This is a genomic window from Hoeflea prorocentri, from assembly GCF_027944115.1.
In the GTDB taxonomy this organism is placed as follows: domain Bacteria; phylum Pseudomonadota; class Alphaproteobacteria; order Rhizobiales; family Rhizobiaceae; genus Hoeflea_A; species Hoeflea_A prorocentri.
Window position 1 is genome coordinate 4,189,492 of sequence record NZ_JAPJZI010000001.1, and the last position, 17,768, is coordinate 4,207,259.

Below are 17,768 nucleotides of genomic sequence, written 5' to 3' on the forward strand. Positions count from 1 at the left end.
TCATATCAGGCGGCCTTAGCCGCTCTAATTTGCGAACCGCTTGATCAGCATAATGTCGGCGGACACGCTGTCGGCGTCAAAATTCGGTATATTGGAGTTCTGGTTCAGGTAGTTCACGCCGACCTGCAGATTGACATTGGAAGTCACTTCGGAGCCGGTGATGTTCACCTTTTCCAGGAGCAGGTCCAGCGGCGCGCCATAGGCCAGCCGTGTCTTGAACCGCCTGTCCTCGCGTGTCACCGTTGCCGAATAGTTCGGATCGGGTTGCTCATAATCCTGCCAGCGATAGGAGGCGGATGCGAGGACGTATTGGCCCTGTCCGATCAGTACAAGCGCGTTTGCGGCGATTTCCAGCGCATCGTAGCTGTAGCTGTCGTTGCGGGCGTCCTTGAAGGAGCCGCTGACGCGTGCCGTAAACCTGCTTTTTTCGGTGGGACGAACGGTGACACCGCCTGTGGCTCTCGCCAACCAGCCGTTGCGGGCGCTCCCGACCGAATCGGTCGAGACAATCTGGTAGTTCTGGAACACGCCCTTGCCGCCGGCAAAAACGGTCAGCTGCGGGTTGATAGCATATTTTGCCGTTGCGCCGCCGCCATTATCGTTGCGGTAATTCTGGCCGTCGAGCCACAGCGTATCGACCGTGCCGTAGGGCGTGATCTGCAAGTCTTCGAAGAAGAAGGTCGCACCGGCCTTCACACCGCCGGTGATGTAGTCGGCTTCGTCGACCTTGAACTGCTCGTTGAGATCGGTCGCACCCTGAACAAAGAGGAAGTTTCCGCCGCCGCCGGGGATATCATGTTCGATCCGCGCCGTGGCCCCCGCCTGGAACGCCCCGTCGACCCTTTTGTCGGTATCGAGCGGATTGCCGTTCAGGTCGTTATCGGAATTGGTTGTCAGGTCCGGATTGCTGTCGACACGCAGGCCGGTCGCAATGCGTCCGGTCAGGCGTGTCGCTTTGGACTGCGCGGTTGCCAGCGCCAGATACCTGTTGACCTCACGGCTTTGCGACGGGCTGAGCGGCCGATCCGACAGGATCGTCAGCTCCCGCTTCGCGCCGGCCATGTCATCCAGCCGATAAAGGACCAGCGCATAAAACAGACGCGCGGAGTCCCAATTGGGCTGAAGCAGCAATAGCCGTTCCAGCGCCGCAGAGGCCTGCTCGAGATCGCCCTTTATCACCTGCTGTTGCGCATAGAGATAATTGAGCTCAAGATCGTCGGGATTGGCGAGAATCTGATCATACGTCACGTCATCCGCAGCCGCTGTCGTAGCGGTTGCGATCAACAAGACCGTAGACAAAACAAAATTCTTCAATAGTTTCAGCATGTCCCCACTCAACATGCGCCTGGTGAAGAAATACATTAGGACAGTTTTAATGCATTTGTAAATGAATTGCTTGTTTCATTCGTTTAAATTCTTTTGCGGCAAATATAATCAAGAGGCAAAACTTGTATTTCTGGAAAAGCCGCTCCCCAACATTGATGGCTGCCTATGCCGGCTTGATGTCCCTCATTATACTGTTTGCCGCAGCATCTTTCGGTGCTCCGCTCTTCGACCGGCTGTCGTCGCTTGTATTTGACGAGTACCAGCGGATCAACCCGCGCGAACCGGCCGGCGCTCCGCTGTTAATCGTTGATATTGATGAGAAATCACTGGACGAGCTCGGACAGTGGCCCTGGCCGAGATCACAGATCGCGCTTCTGGTCGAGCGGCTCGGAGAGCTGGGCGCGGCGGTGATTGCCTTCGATATCGCCTTTGCCGAGGCGGACAGAACATCCCTTCAGCAGACGCTGGACGAACTGCGGGCTGCGGGCGCGGATATCGCCTTTCCCGAGGGTGTTCCCGAACTTGACAATGATGCTGTGTTTGCCAGGACACTGGCGGCCAATCCGACGGTGACAGGCCTTGCGCTGACCAATGAGCTCGAATCAGAATTGCCGGGACCGAAGGCCGGTTTCGCCTTCGCGGGCCGGGACCCAACGGAAATCCTGCCGTCCTATCGCGGCGGGCTTCATAACCTGACCATTTTTGACGAAGCGGCACTTGGGCTCGGCTTTTTCAGTTTTCCGCCCGCCGTCGACGGTATTGTCCGCAAGGTTCCTCTGGTCGCCTCGGCCCATGGCAAACTCTATCCCTCCCTCGGCATGGAAGCACTGCGCGTTGCCCAGCAGGCGTCGAATTTTGTCGTCGTCAGCACGGGAGCCAGCGGCGAGGCGGAAGCCGGCGCACCGGCCATCGTCAGCGTACGCACCGGTGCGTTCGACGCGCCGACCGACGGGGCCGGTCAGCTTTGGCTCTACTATTCCGGCAAGGTCGCAGACAATACGATGTCGGCGAGTGAAATCCTCGGCAAAGCTCCCGACCTGCCAGCGCTCGAAGGGCGTATTGCAGGGCATATCGTGCTCATCGGCACCAGTGCCGTCGGGCTGCGCGACCTTGTGGTCACGCCGCTCGGTTCCGGCGTTCCGGGCGTTTCCGTCCATGCCGAGCTTATCGATCAGGTCCTGTCCAGGACCTTCCTGAGCCGGCCGGATTACATGCCGGGGCTTGAATATTTTCTCGCCATTTCCGTGGCCGCGCTGCTCATTTTCACCATTCGCCCGGGCCGTCCGTTCATGGGCGCATCCGTTGCAACACTTCTTTTCGTCTCGGTCTTCGGCCTGTCCTGGTATCTGTTTTCAGAACGGCATGTGCTGCTTGATCCGCTTTTGCCGTCGCTGGCGACGGTGCTTGTTTTTGTTGCCGTGACAATCGCTCAATATCTGACCAGCGAGCGCGAAAAGCGCTTCATTCGCAGCGCTTTCGGACGGTATCTGTCACCGGCCATGGTGAGCAGGCTGTCCGTCGATCCGAAATCGTTGAAGCTGGGCGGTGAGTTGAAGGAACTGACCCTGCTCTTTTGCGATATTCGCGGTTTTACTTCTCTTTCGGAAAATCTCGATCCGGAAGGCCTCACACGTCTGCTCAACGAATTCCTGACGCCGATGACCGACGAACTGCTCCAGTCCGGCGCAACAATCGACAAATATATGGGCGATGCCATCATGGCGTTCTGGAACGCGCCGCTTGAAGTGCCCGATCACCGGGCTGCCGCGCGCGGCGCGGCTCTCGGAATGATACGCCGGCTCAGTGAACTCAACAAGGAATCGCAAGCCGAAATCCGCATCGGTATAGGCCTTAACACGGGCCCCTGCTGCGTCGGCAATCTCGGTTCGTCTCAGCGTTTCAACTATTCCGCAATCGGTGATGCCGTCAACGTTGCGGCGCGGATAGAAAGCATCACAAAAAGCTACGGGCTTTCCGTTCTCCTGGCCGAGTCGGTGCTCGACACGGTCAGCACAGAAGACAATGGACAGGTTCTTTTCGAGGTCGACAGCGTCCAGGTTGTCGGCCGCGACGAACCGCTGGTTCTCTACACCGTGTTTGAGGAGGCCGAGCTTGATGGCATGAGCCGGCTCGAACTTGAGCGTGCGCAGAGTGCATTTCTGACCAGTTACCGGTCGGGCGATTTCGAATCAGCCTTCGTACAGGCAAAGTCTCTTGAGGAATCGGCGCCGCAGGTGCTGCGCCAACTCTACGGGGTTTACATGACGCGACTGTCTGAATTCGTTACGTCACCGCCATCAAACTGGACCGGCGTCTTCCGGTTCGACCAGAAGTAAGCCGGTCCGATCTCGTGTCGGCCGCCATTTGCCCAAAATCAGGCCGCGGCGGTGCCCGCTTCGTCGATAGCGCTCCCGGCCTGTGCGTTGTCCGCCAGGGTGAACGGCCTCATGGGCTTTGAAACGAAAGTCCAAAGGGCAGCCGGGCGGGTTCCAAAAGCCGGCTACGTATTGCCAAGCCGCTCCATATTCCTCTGAAACATTCTTTTGGCATTGTCGTGCGCATGCGCCGCTGAAAAGACCTGGGGCGCGGACCAGTTCGGATTGTCACCGACAAACAGCTCAAAGAAACCGATGGCGGTCGCGCTGTCCTCGCAGGCGTTCTCCTTGAATGACCACCAGGTCCGTATGTTCTCGAACTCCGGCGCTATGTCCGTCTCGAGATCGAGTTCCTGAGCAATGACTGCCGCTCTCACATTCATGCAGAAAGCGAGATAGGCATACCCTTCCGGCCAGAAATAGGCCGGGTTGCTGCGATTGACATTTTCCGGAAGCCGCACCGCCTTGAGCGGTTTCCCATCAACAAGTTCCCGCAACATGGCGCCCGCCGCGAATGTGATGTAGTTGGCCTTCGCCTCGGCATCGGACGGTTTCTGCCCCTCGAAGGTCTTGACCCAGTCAAGAAAGACGGCGCGCAGTTTCGACCGGTCGATCTCGAACTCGATACCGGTATCAGCCGAAAGCTCGCTGATCTGGCTGGAAAACGCCTGGACAAACCAGCGCAGGCGCCGGACAGCCTTACGCAAGGGCTTGTCCTCAGCCTGCGGGAAATGTGTGCGCGGCAATTTTGCCAAACGATCCTCCCAGAGCAAGTCTAGACAATATTGAGGAGCTGTTCGAACAGTTCAACGGTCTGGCCGCTATCGGTCCGGGCTTCCAGGATTTGTGCCAGATGATCCTGGGTCACGGCGCAGCAGATCTCGACCAGGTCCTGCTCACCGGCAACATCGATATCGCGCGGCAGGAAAAACCAAAGCGCCGTGGAAAACGCCGCGCCGACAACAGCGGGAATGCGCTCATCCTCGTCTGCCGACCGGGTCGGCTCGACAAGGCGGAAGGCGCCTCTGTCGAGAACGGTGCGGAACAATTTGTCGGCCATGGCTGCTGGCTGTTCCGGTGCATTCCTGCGGATCTGGTTGATGCAATCAAGGCAGATCGTCTCGCTGAGCAGAAGGTCGTCGGACCCCAATTGCCCGGCCGACCAGGCAAGCCCGAAATACAAGGCGGCTGCGGCTTCTTCGGGCGTACGGCCCGCATCTCGCGGATTGTATCCATTCGCTCCGAAAAACGACCTTTCAGGCAAAGTTGCCTTTTTCAACGGTCCACCGATGATCGACGATGACGTTGTCTCGATTTCCTGGGAAATCCTGTCCATTTTCTTCACGACGCGCGACGTGATATCGCCGATCGGCCTCGGCAGGACCTTGTGTTCCTCATCGGCGATCAGATGACCCGACTTGCGCACGGCATATCGCAAACCCCTCAGCGCATCGCGGACAAAGAGGTCAGGCAGGTTCTGGGGCTGCGTTGGCTTGCGCTTATCCATCGTCACTCGAAAATCCAGTTACAGAGCCTATTTTGTGGGCGTTCGCTCCATGAAATCAATAGTGTTTTTCAGGTTTGTGATCACGGCCTGGGACCCGAGACCCATCGCATTTTGAGCAGACGATGCCTGACCGAGCCTTATACAGTCTTCAACCGGGCGGCCCAGATGCAGGCCGGTCGCAAAGCCCGCGTTGAAACAGTCGCCGCATCCGCAGGTGCATACGACATCTATATCATAGGCCGGAATCTCAAATGATTTTCCGGACTGGTCGCGGTACATGGCACCCATTTCGCCAAGCGTCAAAATGACGGCGCCGGCACCCTTGGAAAGTATATAGTCCGAAATCTCGTTAAAGTCAGTCAATCCCGACAGAGCCATGGCCTCTTCCTCGGAGGGCATGAAATAGTCGGTATAGGGCAAAAGCGGCTCAACAAGACCCGCATCGTCCTTGGTGGATGCGAATACATCAAGCGTTGTCTTGCAGCCCTTATGCCGTGCCGCCTGCATGATCTCCCGCGTGCGGCCCTTGTCCATACGGTCCATCAGACCGACGCCGCCGACATGAAGGATATTGGTATCGAGCACCCGGTCGACATCCTCGTCTTCGATATAGAACGCGCCGGTCGCGCCTTTCTTGTGAAGGGCGGGGCGCGCGCCATCGGGGCGGGTCGTGACAATCGACGAGGAGGTCGAAACCCCCTCGCAGAGCTGCATGTTGGCGGTATCGACCCCGAAGCTCTGCAGTTTTGCAATCACCCAGGCGCCCATATCGTCAGGGCCAACACCTCCGACAGCCTGGACTTTCAGTCCGTGTTTTGCGGCGACAATCGAGGCCGAACCGGCCGCTCCCGAGACGGCCAGCGTCAACTCGTCGATAAAGTAGGTGTCGCCTCCGGGCGGGATGTTGGTGACCGGGCGGCCGAGGCAATCAAAAGTGTAGAACCCAATGGAGGTATAGTCGAAGCTCATATGCGTTACGTTATCCGTCTGCCACTTTCGGAATCAAAGAAATACACCCGTTCGGTATCGAAGACGATCCGTTCCTCGCTTCCCAGATCCGCGCGGTAACTGCGATCGGTCTTGACCTCAAAATTCAAATCGCCGGTTCTCATCGTCAGATAGGTAAGGTCTCCGGTCGGTTCCACACCATAGACAGAGCCGCGGAAGTGGCCGGGACCGGCATCGCCCCTTGCCACCATGCAGTCCTCCGGGCGTATACCCAGCGAGGTCGGCCCGCTGTGATCGATCTTAACGTCGGGAATTTCTATCCCATCAGAGCGGAACGTACGGTCCTCGATCACGCCCGAGACGATATTCATCGGCGGTGAGCCGATGAAGGAGGCGACAAATGTGTTGGCCGGGTCCGAGTAGATTTCATCAGGCGTTCCGATCTGCTGGATCAGGCCCGATTCCATCACAACGATCCGGTCGGCCAGGGTCATGGCCTCGATCTGATCGTGGGTGACGTAAACCGTGGTGATTTTGAGTTGGCGCTGCAGATGTTTGATCTGAACCCGCATGGCCTGGCGCAGCTTGGCGTCCAGATTGGAGAGCGGCTCATCCATCAGGAACACTTTCGGCTTGCGCACAATTGCCCGCGCCAGCGCGGCGCGCTGGCGCTGGCCGCCGGACAGGGCGCCGGGCTTGCGGTCCAGGTAATCTTCAAGTTCCACAAGTCGGGCCGCCTCGCGGACCAGATTGTCCTGCTCGGCTTTCGGCACATCGCGCATGCGCAGCGGGAAGCGGATATTCTCGTAGATCGTCATGTTGGGATAAAGGGCATAGCCCTGGAAGACCATGGCGACATCGCGGTCGCGGGCATCGACGTCGTTCACAAGTTCGCCGTCCATGCGGATGGTGCCTTCCGACGGTTCTTCCAGGCCGGCGATCATACGCATGGTCGTCGTCTTGCCGCAGCCTGAAGGGCCGAGGAACACGACCAGTTCCTCATCATTGATATCGAGATTCACATCGCGAACGCCCCAGACCGGCCCCCAGCGCTTCTGAATCCCCTCAAGTTCAATCCTAGCCATAGATTTCTACCCCTTTACAGCACCCAGGGTCAGGCCCCGGCTAAGATGTTTCTGGATTGCAACGACGACAATGAAAACCGGCACAAAGGCAAGGAAGGCGACGAGAGCAATCGCATTATAGATCACCCCGTCGGAGCCGCCGGTGAAGTTCGCCAGCGCCACGGACATTGTGTAGGCCTTTGGCGTCGATGCGATCAGCAGCGTGAACAAAAACTCGTTGATGGCGAAAATCATAGCGATGACGGCGGCTGTGATGATGCCGGGCCGGATGGCGGGAATGATGATTTCCCATAAAATTCTGAGATCACTTGCGCCGTCCGTGCGGGCCGAATCCTCAAGCTCCTTTGGAATATCCAGCATGTAGGAGCGGATGATCCAGGTCACGACGCTCAGATTGACCGCCGCATAAATCAGCATCAGGGCCCAGACGCTGTCGAGCAGCCCGGCATTGCGGAACAGGAAAAAGATCGGAATGGCGACGATGGCGGGCGCCATCATGCGGGTCGACAGGATATAGAAGCCGATATCCTCGCGCCCGCGGTACTGGTAGCGCGCCAAAGAATAGGCCGCCGGGATGGCCAGCACGAGGTCGATGATCACCGAACCGATAATGGCCACGACAGAGTTGCGCAGATATTTCGCCATGGGCCAGTCCGACCACAGCATATGCCAGGCATCGAGACTGAATGTCGGCCAGTAGATCGGCTGCGGCGTGATGATCTCGGTTCTGGGGCGCAGACCGATGGACAGGAACCAGAGCACCGGAGCAAGGCAGAAGAGCGCCCAGGAGCCCAAAATGAGGTAGCGGATCCAAAGTCTTTCGCCACCGCTGCGTCTGATCGATGCCATGGCCTAACTCCTGCCCGACACAAAGGCCCGTCTGACGACAAGCTGTGCGATGATGATGGTAAGGATCAGCATGACAACCGAGGCTGCCGATGCATAGCCGAAATTGAAGGTCTTGAAGCCAATCCTGTAGATGAAATAGCTGATCGTTTCGGTCGCGCCGCCCGGTCCGCCCTTGGTGATGATGAAGACGTTGGCGAACATGGTGGTGATGTCGATGCCGCGCAGGATCAACGCAACGGCGATCACCGGACGCATCAGCGGCAGCGAAATATTCCAGAAAATTGCCGGCCAGCTTGCGCCATCCAGGCGCGCCGCTTCCTCGACCTCCTCATCCTGGCCCTGCAGTGCGGCCACAAAGATAATGAAGAGAAATGGCGTCCACTGCCAGGTGTCGGCGAGGATAAGCAATCCGCGGCTCATCCAGATCGACGATGGAATGGCCAGATTGCTGTCGATCAAACCGATGCGGATAAGGAGATCGGAAAAGACACGACCATCAAGAAAGGCAAGCTTGAAGATGAAGGCCACGGCCGAGGGCATGAAGAGCATGGGAACCAGAAAGACGATCCGCCAGCCCTGCACCCAGGGGTCGCGATAGGCATAAAAGGCCAGAAGCAGCGCCAGTACACATTGCAGGCACAGCGAGATCGACCCGATAACCAGCGTGTTCCAGAGCGCTGCCCAGAACTCCCGGTCGTTGAAAAGGTCAATATAGTTCTCAAGGCCAACCGGCCGCCACGGGCCGAACTTGACGAAATAGAAACTCTGAACGATGGCGTAGATGCCCGGGTAAAGCGTGATCATCAGAAGATAGATCACGGCCGGGGCCACCAGCAGATAGGGGAAAAGGCGTTTCAGCCGCTTGCTGCGGCGGCGCACAATCTTCTTTTTGGTCGATCCCGGGGCAACGGGAGCTGCCCCGGGGTCTTTCAGCAACGAATCCACCATCAAGATAAATCCTGACAATCAGTCATTGCGGTGTCGCGGCGAAGCGGATCAGAACGGGAGTGGTTTTCCTTCACCCACGTAGAGTCCCGGTGCCGCCGCGGCATACTCGACAGGAGGTTTGCCGGAGTAGAAGCCGTTATCATCCATGATTTTCCGCACAGCAGCCACACCATTGTCGAGCGCTTCCTTCGCAGTGATTTGGCCGACGACGGCACGGTTGATTTCATTGCCGATTGCCTGCTCCATGTTGAACATGCCGGGCAGACGCGGAGCGCACCATGCATGGTCCAGACTGTCTCCCCAGACCTTGGCCGGCTGCGAAACCGCCTGAAGTCTTGGGTTGTTCAGTACGGACCGGTAGCCGGGTGCAACGCCGTTCGCATTGGCCTCGTTCATGGCCATTATGGACGCTGTCGTCAGGAATGCCAGCATCAGGAATGCGCCTTCGGGATTTTGTGCGGCAGCCGATACACAAGATGTGGAGCCGGCAATGTTCGGAGGCGCAAAGCGGCCACCTTCGATCCGCGGTTCGTAAATCGTTACAAAGTCTCCGACGATCTGGCTTTGGTCCGGACGCATGGCCTGGGTTCCGCTGTCCTGCCAGGAGATGTTGGTGGCAAGCTGACCGCCAAGCCAGGCGGCACGGTTTTCCGGCCAGCCGGCGCCCGCAAAGCCCTCATTGGCGTTCTTTGAAAGCTCCAGAATGATCTCCAGGCCTTTCATGCCGGCATCATTGTTGAAGATCGGCTCCCAGTTCTCATCAAAGAGCATCATGCCCGCCTGCGCGGCAATGTGTTCCCAGGTATAGGTGGACCAGAAACCGCGCGCGGCCATCAGGCCGACACCGGCCACGCCGGGCTGCACATTGTTGAGTTCGGACGACACACGGATCAGTTCATCATAGGTCGGGATCGACTTGGACTTGTCGACCTCTCCACCCAGAAGCTCTTCCATCGCCGTCTTGCGCACATGCACCATCTGAATGTCGCAGTCGAACGGAATGCCGTACATGACGCCATTGAAGAAGCCGTAGTTCAGGCGGTAGGTGTCATAGAAGTCATCCAGCGGCAGACCCCATTTCTTGGCGTAGTCGTCAAGCGGCGCCAGGAAGCCGGGGGCGGCGAAATCGCCAAGCCAGGGTGAGAAGAACTGCAGTGCGTCAAAGGAGGCATTGCCCGAGATGAACTCGGCCAGCGCCTTGTCATAAAAACTGTCATCGGGGATCGGAACCAGCTCGACCTTAATACCCGAAAGCTCCTCGAACGGGACGAGACCTTCGGCAGCCGATTCCTGGTCGGCCGCGCCAATGGCGAAACGCACCGTTGTGCCAGCCAGTTCGGACCGGACCTTTTCCCAGTCAACCGTTCTGATCCAGTCCTTGCCCGGATCCCAGAGCGGGTCGGCGCTCATATCGTAGAGTTTCTGATAGTCCTCACGAACATATTTTCTGACGCTGATATCGGCCAGAATGCTTGCCGGATCGCGAAGGTCCTGTGCAAAAGCTTTGGCGATGAACGGCGAACCCATTGTCGATGCAACGGCTGACGTCACGCCGACTGCGGCGCTGGACTTCAGAAATGAGCGACGCGAAACGTCACTCAGCCTGGCGCTCTTACCCTTGTTGTTGCGAAACATATGCTTCTCCTCCAGTTTGACGGTGGGGAAGGATAGCCACTGCCAAAGTGTGACGCATTCCAAAAATCAGCACAGGCCGGCCGCGCTTTATGTTGCGTCTTTGAATTGCGTATTCCTCCCATTCGATATTGCGCACTGCACATATGATCGAATATGAATACTAATGTTCATTACCAGCACTTTGTCAAGCTATATTAACCAATACACACTTTGATGATTGAACATATGGATTGACTTTGTTGCAAAAGTTCTCAAACTATGGACATCCCATGGAGGAGAATTTATGGCTTCAAACGTTGCCCTGACCGGTCTGGCCAGCGAGTTGCAGGCACGATCAAAGGATAGCGCGCCTATCCGGATCGGCCTTATCGGCTGCGGTGAAATGGGAACCGACATCGTCGCCCGCGCCTCGCTGATGGACGGAATCGAAGTCAGCGCCATTGCCGATATCCGCCCCGATGCCGCCGAAGACGCTGTGCAAACAGCCTTTCAGGAAGACGGCCACGCGCGTCACGCCAGCACGACCGATGACCTCAACGCCGCAATTGAATCGGGAAAAGTCGGCATCGTCGACGATGCGTCCATCCTTTTGGAGAGCGGCCTTGTCGACGTTGTCGTCGAGGCGACCGGGCTTCCGGGCGTTGGCGCACAATTCGGTCTGGCCGCCATGGAGCGCGGAAAGCACCTGGTGATGATGAATGTCGAGGCCGACGTCACAATCGGCGCCTATCTGAAAAGCCAGGCGGACCGGCTGGGCGTCATCTACACGCTCGGAGCCGGCGACGAACCTTCCTCCTGCATGGAACTGATCGAGTTCGTCACAGCAATGGGACACAGGATCGTCGCTGCCGGAAAGGGAAAGAACAACCCGCTCAAGGTCGACGCCACGCCCGATGAATATGAAGAAGAAGCAACCAGGCGGAAAATGAACCCCCGAATGCTGGTGGAGTTCATCGACGGGTCCAAAACCATGGTCGAAATGGCGGCCATCGCCAATGCGACCGGTCTTTTGCCGGACAAGCCCGGCATGCATGGCCCGCAGGTGGCCGGAGACCAGCTTTCCTCGGTGCTCATTCCGAAGCAGGACGGGGGCATCCTGTCCGGCGTTGGACGCGTCGACTATACACTCGGCAAGGGACTAGCGCCGGGCGTCTTCGTGGTTGCCGAGATGGCCCATCCCCGCATCAGGGAGCGCATGGAAGACCTGAAGATGGGCAAGGGGCCCTATTTCACCTTCATCCGCCCCTATCATCTCACGTCGCTTGAAGTTCCGCTGACCTGTGCCCGTGCCGTCCTGCACAGGAAGGCGGATATGGTCCCGCTGTCGCGCCCGGTCGCCGAAGTATGCGCGCTTGCAAAGCGCGATATCATGCCCGGCGAAACGCTCGATGAGATCGGCGAATACTGCTATCGCGCCTGGATCCTCGAAGCTGCGGAAGCCCGGCAGAAAAAGGCCCTTCCCTGTGGTCTCCTTGCCGGCGGCACCGCCACAAAGGCAATCAAGAAAGGCGAGCTGTTGACGGCTGACTGCGTGTCTCCCGATGCCGGTTCGAAGATCGTTGAACTCAGAGCGCTGCAGGACCAGATGCTTGCGGCGCAGACCTGACGGATATGGGCGCATGCCAAAGACCAAAAACGCCAACATTCCCTTTGCGATAGCACGTTACAGCCGCGATCAGCTCGTCGAGGCGCTGCGGCGGATGTTTCTGATCCGAAAATTCGAGGAGGGGGCTGAGGACAGCTATATGCGCGGCCTCATTCACGGCACGATGCATCTGTCCATCGGCCAGGAAGCAAGCGCCGTCGGCAGCTGCATGCCGCTTCTGCCCGATGACCAGATCACCTCCACACACAGGGGTCACGGCCATTGCATCGCAAAGGATGCGGATATCTCCAAGATGTTTGCCGAGTTCTTCGGCAAGGAAACAGGCTACTGCAAGGGACGCGGCGGCTCGATGCATATCGCCGATGTGGAAAAGGGCAATCTGGGCGCCAACGGCATTGTCGGCGGCGGCATACCCATTGCGGTCGGGGCGGCGCTGACGGCAAAGACACTGAAAACAGGCAAGATCGTCATCTGTTTCTTCGGTGACGGGGCCAATAATGAGGGCGCGTTCCACGAGGCGCTGAACATGGCGTCCGTGTGGAAACTGCCGGTGGTCTTTGTCTGTGAGAACAACAAATACGGCATGTCGACCTCGACGGAACGTTCCACCTCCGTTGAAAATATTGCGGACCGGGCGGTCGCCTACTCCATGCCGGGCAAGACGGTCGACGGCAATGACTTTTCCGCCGTCTGCGAGGCGGTGAACGAGGCCGTGGAGCGGGCGCGTGCGGGACAAGGACCATCGCTTGTCGAGAACGTGACCTATCGATGGCGCGGCCACTCGAAATCGGACCGCAACCGCTACCGCACCAAGGAAGAAATCAGCGAGTGGATGAGCCGCGATCCCATCAAGCGCTATGCGGCAGTGCTTGAGGAGCACGGCGTCATGACAGCTGCGGACATCGAGGCGCTTGAAGGCGATGTCGACCGCGAAATCGAAGCGGCGATCGACTATGCGAAATCCTGCCCCGACCCGTCGCCGCTTGAGGTGACGCGGGATGTCTACACGGATATGGCGCAATGAATATTCACAGTGCGCCCCAAGAGGAAGACCTCGTTGAGATGTCCTATGCGGAAGCCATCCGCGACGCACTCGATATCGCCCTAACAAATGACGAGCGTGTTGTCCTCATGGGCGAGGATATCGGGGTCTATGGCGGCGCGTTTCAGGTCACCGGCGACCTCGTCCACAAACACGGAGACGCGCGGGTGATCGATACACCAATCTCCGAACTCGGCGGCGCGGGCGTTGCCGTCGGCGCGGCCGCAACCGGTCTTCGGCCGGTTTTCGAATTCCAGTTTTCCGATTTCGCCATGCTCGCGATGGAGCAGATCTGCAACCAGGCGGCAAAGATGCGCTATATGCTGGGCGGCGCGGTCTCGGTACCCGTCGTTATGCGGTTTCCGGCGGGATCCGGGACGGGCGCGGCCGCCCAGCACAGCCAGAGCCTTGAAGCCTGGCTTGGACATGTGCCCGGCCTGAAGGTGGTGCAGCCGGCCACGCCGCGCGATGCCAAGGGCATGCTGCTTGCAGCGATCGAAGACCCGGATCCGGTGATGATCTTCGAACACAAGTTGCTCTATAAAACAAAAGGCATGGTGCCTTCCGGCCACTATATGACACCGCTGAACAAGGCCGAAATATGCCGGCAGGGCAGCGATGTGACGATTGTTGCCGGTTCGATCATGCTGCATCGCGCCCTGGAAGCTGCCGAGGCGCTGTCTGCCGAGGGCGTTAGCGCGGAGGTTATCGATCTAAGGTCGGTTCGGCCGATCGATCGCGATACAATCATTGAAAGCGTGAAGAAGACGTCGCGCCTCATCTGCGTTTACGAGGGTGTCAAAACGCTTGGCATCGGTGCGGAAATCAGCGCCCTGATTGCCGAGAGTGAAGCCTTCGATTTCCTCGACGCGCCGATCATCCGGCTGGGCGGGGCTGAATCGCCCATCCCCTATAATCCGGTGCTTGAAAAGGCCGCGGTTCCGCAAACCGAGGATATCGTCTCACACACCCTGCAACTGTGCCGCGGAACGCTTTGATATGCCGACCGAAGTGATCATGCCGAAAGTCGACATGGACATGGATGCCGGCACGATTGCCGCCTGGCATGTCCAGGAAGGCGAACAGGTGGAAAAGGGTGCGGCTCTTTTTGACATTGAGACCGACAAGGCGGCGATGGAGGTTGAAAGTCCGGCTTCGGGAGCCCTGCATTATGTGAGCGCCCAGCCCGGCGACATCGTTCAGATCGGCGGTCGTGTTGCATGGATTTTTGCCGAAGGAGAGGCTGTTGAGCCGCCAGAGAACGGCTCGCAGCAGGAACCGGCAGAGACCTCAGCACCAAAGCAGGACAGTGGAATACCGGCGACGCCCAACGGTGCGCCGAAACACCTGCCCGCGGCGGCTGGCGAAAAAACCCACGCCACACCGCTCGCAAGGCGCATGGCCAGAACAAGCGGCGTCGATCTTTCCTCGATTGCCGGAAGCGGGCCGCGCGGACGCATAACCCGAAAAGATGTTGAGGCAGCGGCGGCAACTCCCGTTTCAACCGCTGCTCCGACTGACGCCGATCGCCAGGCCGATGCGAGCAGGGCGCGGCTCGATGCGCTCGGCATCGTTTATGATGCGGTCGGCGTCGACAGGATGCGCGCCCGTATTGCAGAGCGTTTGACGACCAGCAAGGCGACGGTTCCGCATTTTTATCTGGAGGCCGATTGCCGGCTCGACAAGCTGCTCGCCTTCCGCAAGGAGGTCAATGAGGCGCTGGCGGCTTCGGATTCCGGAAAGATTTCGATTAACGACCTGCTCGTCAAGGCGAGTGCGCTCGCGCTTTGCGCCGTTCCCAAGGCCAATGCAAGCTGGGCCGGAGACGAAATCCTGCGCTATCGCGATGCCAATGTCTCCGTCGCCGTATCCGTTGACGGCGGGTTGATGACGCCGGTGGTCAGACAGGCGCAGACAAAATCCATCCTGGCGATTTCCAGGGAGATCGCCGATCTGGCCGAACGGGCCAAGAAGGGCAAGCTGGCGAGCCATGACTATCAGGGCGGATCCTTCAGTATTTCAAATCTCGGCATGTTCGGCGTGAAGGCCTTCAGCGCGATCATCAACCCGCCGGAAAGCATGATCCTTGCCGTTGGCAAGGCCAACCGGCAATTCGTCGAGGCTGATGACGGCTCTCCGGTCGCTGCAACGATCCTGTCGGTGCGGCTATCGTGCGATCACCGTGTTGTCGACGGGGTGCTGGGCGCGCAATGGCTGAGTGAATGGCAACGCCTGGTGGAAAATCCGTTCCTGCTGGCGCTGGGTGAAACCCAGGGTTCGCCAGACGGTCGTGCTTGAGAGCCTGAAGGCCTTGATCCGGTGCCGGCGTGAGAATTCCCGGATGGATAAAAATCTGTCCATCCACACGCGAAAATTGACATGGGCGCAATCAATCGTGCAGATGATCACCGAGCAAAAGCCATGGCCAAGAACGCGATATCCAAGCAAACAGATGCAGGCAGGAAACGCCCCGAAGGTGCCCTGATCGACGCGATTCAGGAACAGAGGATCCGCGCCGCCTGGCTGTATTACATCGAAGGTCTCAACCAGCAGGAGGTGGCGACGGTCCTCGGGATCACACGCCTTCAGGTCACACGTTTGCTCGCAGATGCGCGCAAGCGGGGCGAGATCAATATCCAGATCAATTCCGATCTTGAACCGATTGTCGCGGTCCAGCGGACAATCGAGACCCGTTTCAATATCGGCCGCGTCATCGTTGCGCCGCGCTCGGACCCGGCAACAGATCCGATCAAGCCGATTGCCGTCGCGGCCGGCCGGTTCATATCCGATTACGTCCATTCGGGCATGACCATCGGCGTCGGATGGGGACGCACACTCTATTCGACACTGCCTCATATCGAGGGGCGCGCACTTGAGGATATCCGTGTCGTTTCACTGCTGGGCGGCATCGCGGAGGCGAAGCGCTTCAATCCGGCAGAATTTGCATGGCAGTTTGCCGAACGCTTCAACGGCGAAGGTTATCTCGTACCGGCACCGGCCATCGTCGACAGCGTGGAAACCAAACACGCGCTTCTGGAACACTGCGGCATCAGCCAGATCTTCGAATACGCCAATTCGCTCGATGTCGCCTTTGTCAGCGCCGGCGGCATTGCGAGCCTCAACACATCCTACCGTGTCGGCCATGTCTCCGAGGCCGATCGCAGATCGCTGATCGATGCCGGTGTTGTCGGTGACATCCTGTACAATTTCATCAATATTGACGGCGAGATCGTGGATCACCCGGTCAACGACCGCGCCATCGCCATCGATATTTCGAAGCTCAAACGCGCCAAGGATGTCGTGCTGATTTCGGGTGGCGCCGAGAAGATCGAGGCGCTCATCGGCACCCTGAAGCTCATCAAGCCATCTTATTTCATCACAGACGAGATCACGGCGGCCACCCTGGCCGACTACGAGACCGCGGCGGGTTGAACAGCCGGCTGCGTCAACTCAGTGACCGTCAAGGAAGCAGGCGCAGGCATGCCGGTTGCCGCGGTCGCTGAGCGCGGGTTCGGATTGGCTGCATTTGTCGAAGACCATATTGCAGCGGGTGCGAAAATTACAGCCGCTCGGCGGATTGAGCGGGCTCGGAAGCTCGCCCTTCAGGATGACCCTGTTTTCCTTGTCCTTCGGATCAAGGGACGGGGCGTTTGACAAAAGCGCCTTTGTGTAGGGATGCTTCGGGTCACGATAGATTTCCGAGCAATCGCCGAATTCGACTATCTTGCCCAGATACATCACCGCCACCTGATCGGATATGTGACGCACAACCGAAAGATCGTGGGCAATAAAGACATAGGACAGACCAAGCCGGCTCTGAATATCCTTGAGCAGATTGATCACCTGTGCCTGTACAGAAACGTCCAGAGCCGACACAGGCTCATCGCAGACAATCACCTCCGGGTTCAGCGCAAGGGCCCTTGCAATACCGATACGCTGTTTCTGGCCGCCCGAGAACTGATGCGGATAGCGAACGCCATCGTTGGGGTTAAGGCCCACCTGCGTCAGCAATTCGGCAAGCCGCTCCCGGCGCTCATTTACCGGAACAACCTCGGGAAAGATCTGCCAGGGTTCGGTGATGATATCCGCAACCGTCATCCTCGGATTGAGGGACGCAAAGGGGTCCTGGAAGATCATCTGCATTTTCTTGCGATGCTGCCGTGTTTCTTCCTTTGACAATTTGAAGATATCGCGCCCATCCATCAGCGCACCGCCGCTGGTCGGCGTGACGAGCCTCATCAGCGTGCGCGCGAGCGTTGACTTGCCGCAGCCCGATTCGCCGACGACCCCCAAGGTCTGACCCCGGTAGAGTTTGAAGCTGACGCCATCAAGCGCGCGCACCGTACCCTGATTGCTGGAGAATTTGCCGCCGATGCGGTAGTGCTTCGACAGGTCATGCACGTCCAGGATCGGGGTTTCCGTCTGCTTGCTGTTTTCGACCGTCATA

Annotated in this window: 15 protein-coding genes; 6 read left to right on the forward strand and 9 right to left on the reverse strand. The window is 58.5% G+C overall.

The window, feature by feature from the left end:
• Window positions 1–24 precede the first annotated feature (24 nt).
• Entirely contained in the window at window positions 25–1,326 is a 1,302-nt protein-coding gene (locus OQ273_RS19730; protein ID WP_267992641.1) for a hypothetical protein, read from the reverse strand.
• Between the two features lie 176 nt (window positions 1,327–1,502).
• Here OQ273_RS19730 and OQ273_RS19735 point away from each other — a divergent pair, with 176 nt between their 5' ends.
• Window positions 1,503–3,662: a CHASE2 domain-containing protein gene (locus OQ273_RS19735; RefSeq protein ID WP_267992642.1), complete on the forward strand. Its 2,160-nt coding sequence runs from the start codon at window positions 1,503–1,505 to the stop codon at window positions 3,660–3,662.
• A 164-nt stretch (window positions 3,663–3,826) separates the two neighbouring features.
• Here OQ273_RS19735 and OQ273_RS19740 read toward each other — a convergent pair whose 3' ends face one another.
• From OQ273_RS19740 to OQ273_RS19770, 7 genes are read right to left on the reverse strand one after another with little or no spacing between them, the layout of a single operon-like run.
• On the reverse strand, window positions 3,827–4,456 hold the full coding sequence (locus tag OQ273_RS19740) for a hypothetical protein (RefSeq protein ID WP_267992643.1): 630 nt from the start codon (window positions 4,454–4,456) through the stop codon (window positions 3,827–3,829).
• A gap of 20 nt (window positions 4,457–4,476) precedes the next feature.
• Window positions 4,477–5,208 (reverse strand): hypothetical protein, encoded by a 732-nt coding sequence (locus tag OQ273_RS19745; RefSeq protein WP_267992644.1) that lies wholly within the window; start codon window positions 5,206–5,208, stop codon window positions 4,477–4,479.
• A 27-nt stretch (window positions 5,209–5,235) separates the two neighbouring features.
• Window positions 5,236–6,177 (reverse strand): carbohydrate kinase family protein, encoded by a 942-nt coding sequence (locus OQ273_RS19750; RefSeq protein ID WP_267992645.1) that lies wholly within the window; start codon window positions 6,175–6,177, stop codon window positions 5,236–5,238.
• A gap of 5 nt (window positions 6,178–6,182) precedes the next feature.
• Window positions 6,183–7,241, reverse strand: a complete 1,059-nt coding sequence (locus OQ273_RS19755; RefSeq protein WP_267992646.1) for an ABC transporter ATP-binding protein — start codon at window positions 7,239–7,241, stop codon at window positions 6,183–6,185.
• Between the two features lie 6 nt (window positions 7,242–7,247).
• Window positions 7,248–8,090 carry a carbohydrate ABC transporter permease gene (locus tag OQ273_RS19760; protein WP_267992647.1) on the reverse strand — a complete coding sequence of 281 codons (843 nt, stop codon included), beginning with the start codon at window positions 8,088–8,090 and terminating at the stop codon, window positions 7,248–7,250.
• A gap of 3 nt (window positions 8,091–8,093) precedes the next feature.
• The gene (locus tag OQ273_RS19765) at window positions 8,094–9,038 is read right to left on the reverse strand and encodes a carbohydrate ABC transporter permease (protein ID WP_267992648.1); all 945 of its coding nucleotides are present in this window, start codon (window positions 9,036–9,038) and stop codon (window positions 8,094–8,096) included.
• A 48-nt stretch (window positions 9,039–9,086) separates the two neighbouring features.
• A complete protein-coding gene (locus OQ273_RS19770; protein ID WP_267992649.1) occupies window positions 9,087–10,673 on the reverse strand; it encodes a substrate-binding domain-containing protein in 1,587 nt (528 codons plus the stop codon).
• Between the two features lie 283 nt (window positions 10,674–10,956).
• Here OQ273_RS19770 and OQ273_RS19775 point away from each other — a divergent pair, with 283 nt between their 5' ends.
• From OQ273_RS19775 to OQ273_RS19795, 5 genes are all read left to right on the forward strand, one after another.
• Window positions 10,957–12,279, forward strand: a complete 1,323-nt coding sequence (locus OQ273_RS19775; protein WP_267992650.1) for an NAD(P)H-dependent oxidoreductase — start codon at window positions 10,957–10,959, stop codon at window positions 12,277–12,279.
• Window positions 12,280–12,292: 13 nt separating this feature from the next.
• The gene (locus OQ273_RS19780) at window positions 12,293–13,303 is read left to right on the forward strand and encodes a thiamine pyrophosphate-dependent dehydrogenase E1 component subunit alpha (RefSeq protein WP_267992651.1); all 1,011 of its coding nucleotides are present in this window, start codon (window positions 12,293–12,295) and stop codon (window positions 13,301–13,303) included.
• Window positions 13,300–14,319, forward strand: a complete 1,020-nt coding sequence (locus OQ273_RS19785) for an alpha-ketoacid dehydrogenase subunit beta (protein WP_267992652.1) — start codon at window positions 13,300–13,302, stop codon at window positions 14,317–14,319. The genes OQ273_RS19780 and OQ273_RS19785 overlap by 4 nt, the downstream gene beginning before the upstream one ends.
• A gap of 1 nt (window position 14,320) precedes the next feature.
• Window positions 14,321–15,619, forward strand: coding sequence for a dihydrolipoamide acetyltransferase family protein (locus OQ273_RS19790; protein WP_267992653.1), 1,299 nt, complete (start codon window positions 14,321–14,323; stop codon window positions 15,617–15,619).
• 123 nt (window positions 15,620–15,742) lie between these two features.
• On the forward strand, window positions 15,743–16,753 hold the full coding sequence (locus OQ273_RS19795; protein ID WP_267992654.1) for a sugar-binding transcriptional regulator: 1,011 nt from the start codon (window positions 15,743–15,745) through the stop codon (window positions 16,751–16,753).
• A gap of 18 nt (window positions 16,754–16,771) precedes the next feature.
• Here the strand turns inward: OQ273_RS19795 and OQ273_RS19800 are convergent, their stop codons facing one another.
• Window positions 16,772–17,767, reverse strand: coding sequence for an ABC transporter ATP-binding protein (locus OQ273_RS19800; protein WP_267992655.1), 996 nt, complete (start codon window positions 17,765–17,767; stop codon window positions 16,772–16,774).
• Window position 17,768: the final 1 nt, after the last annotated feature.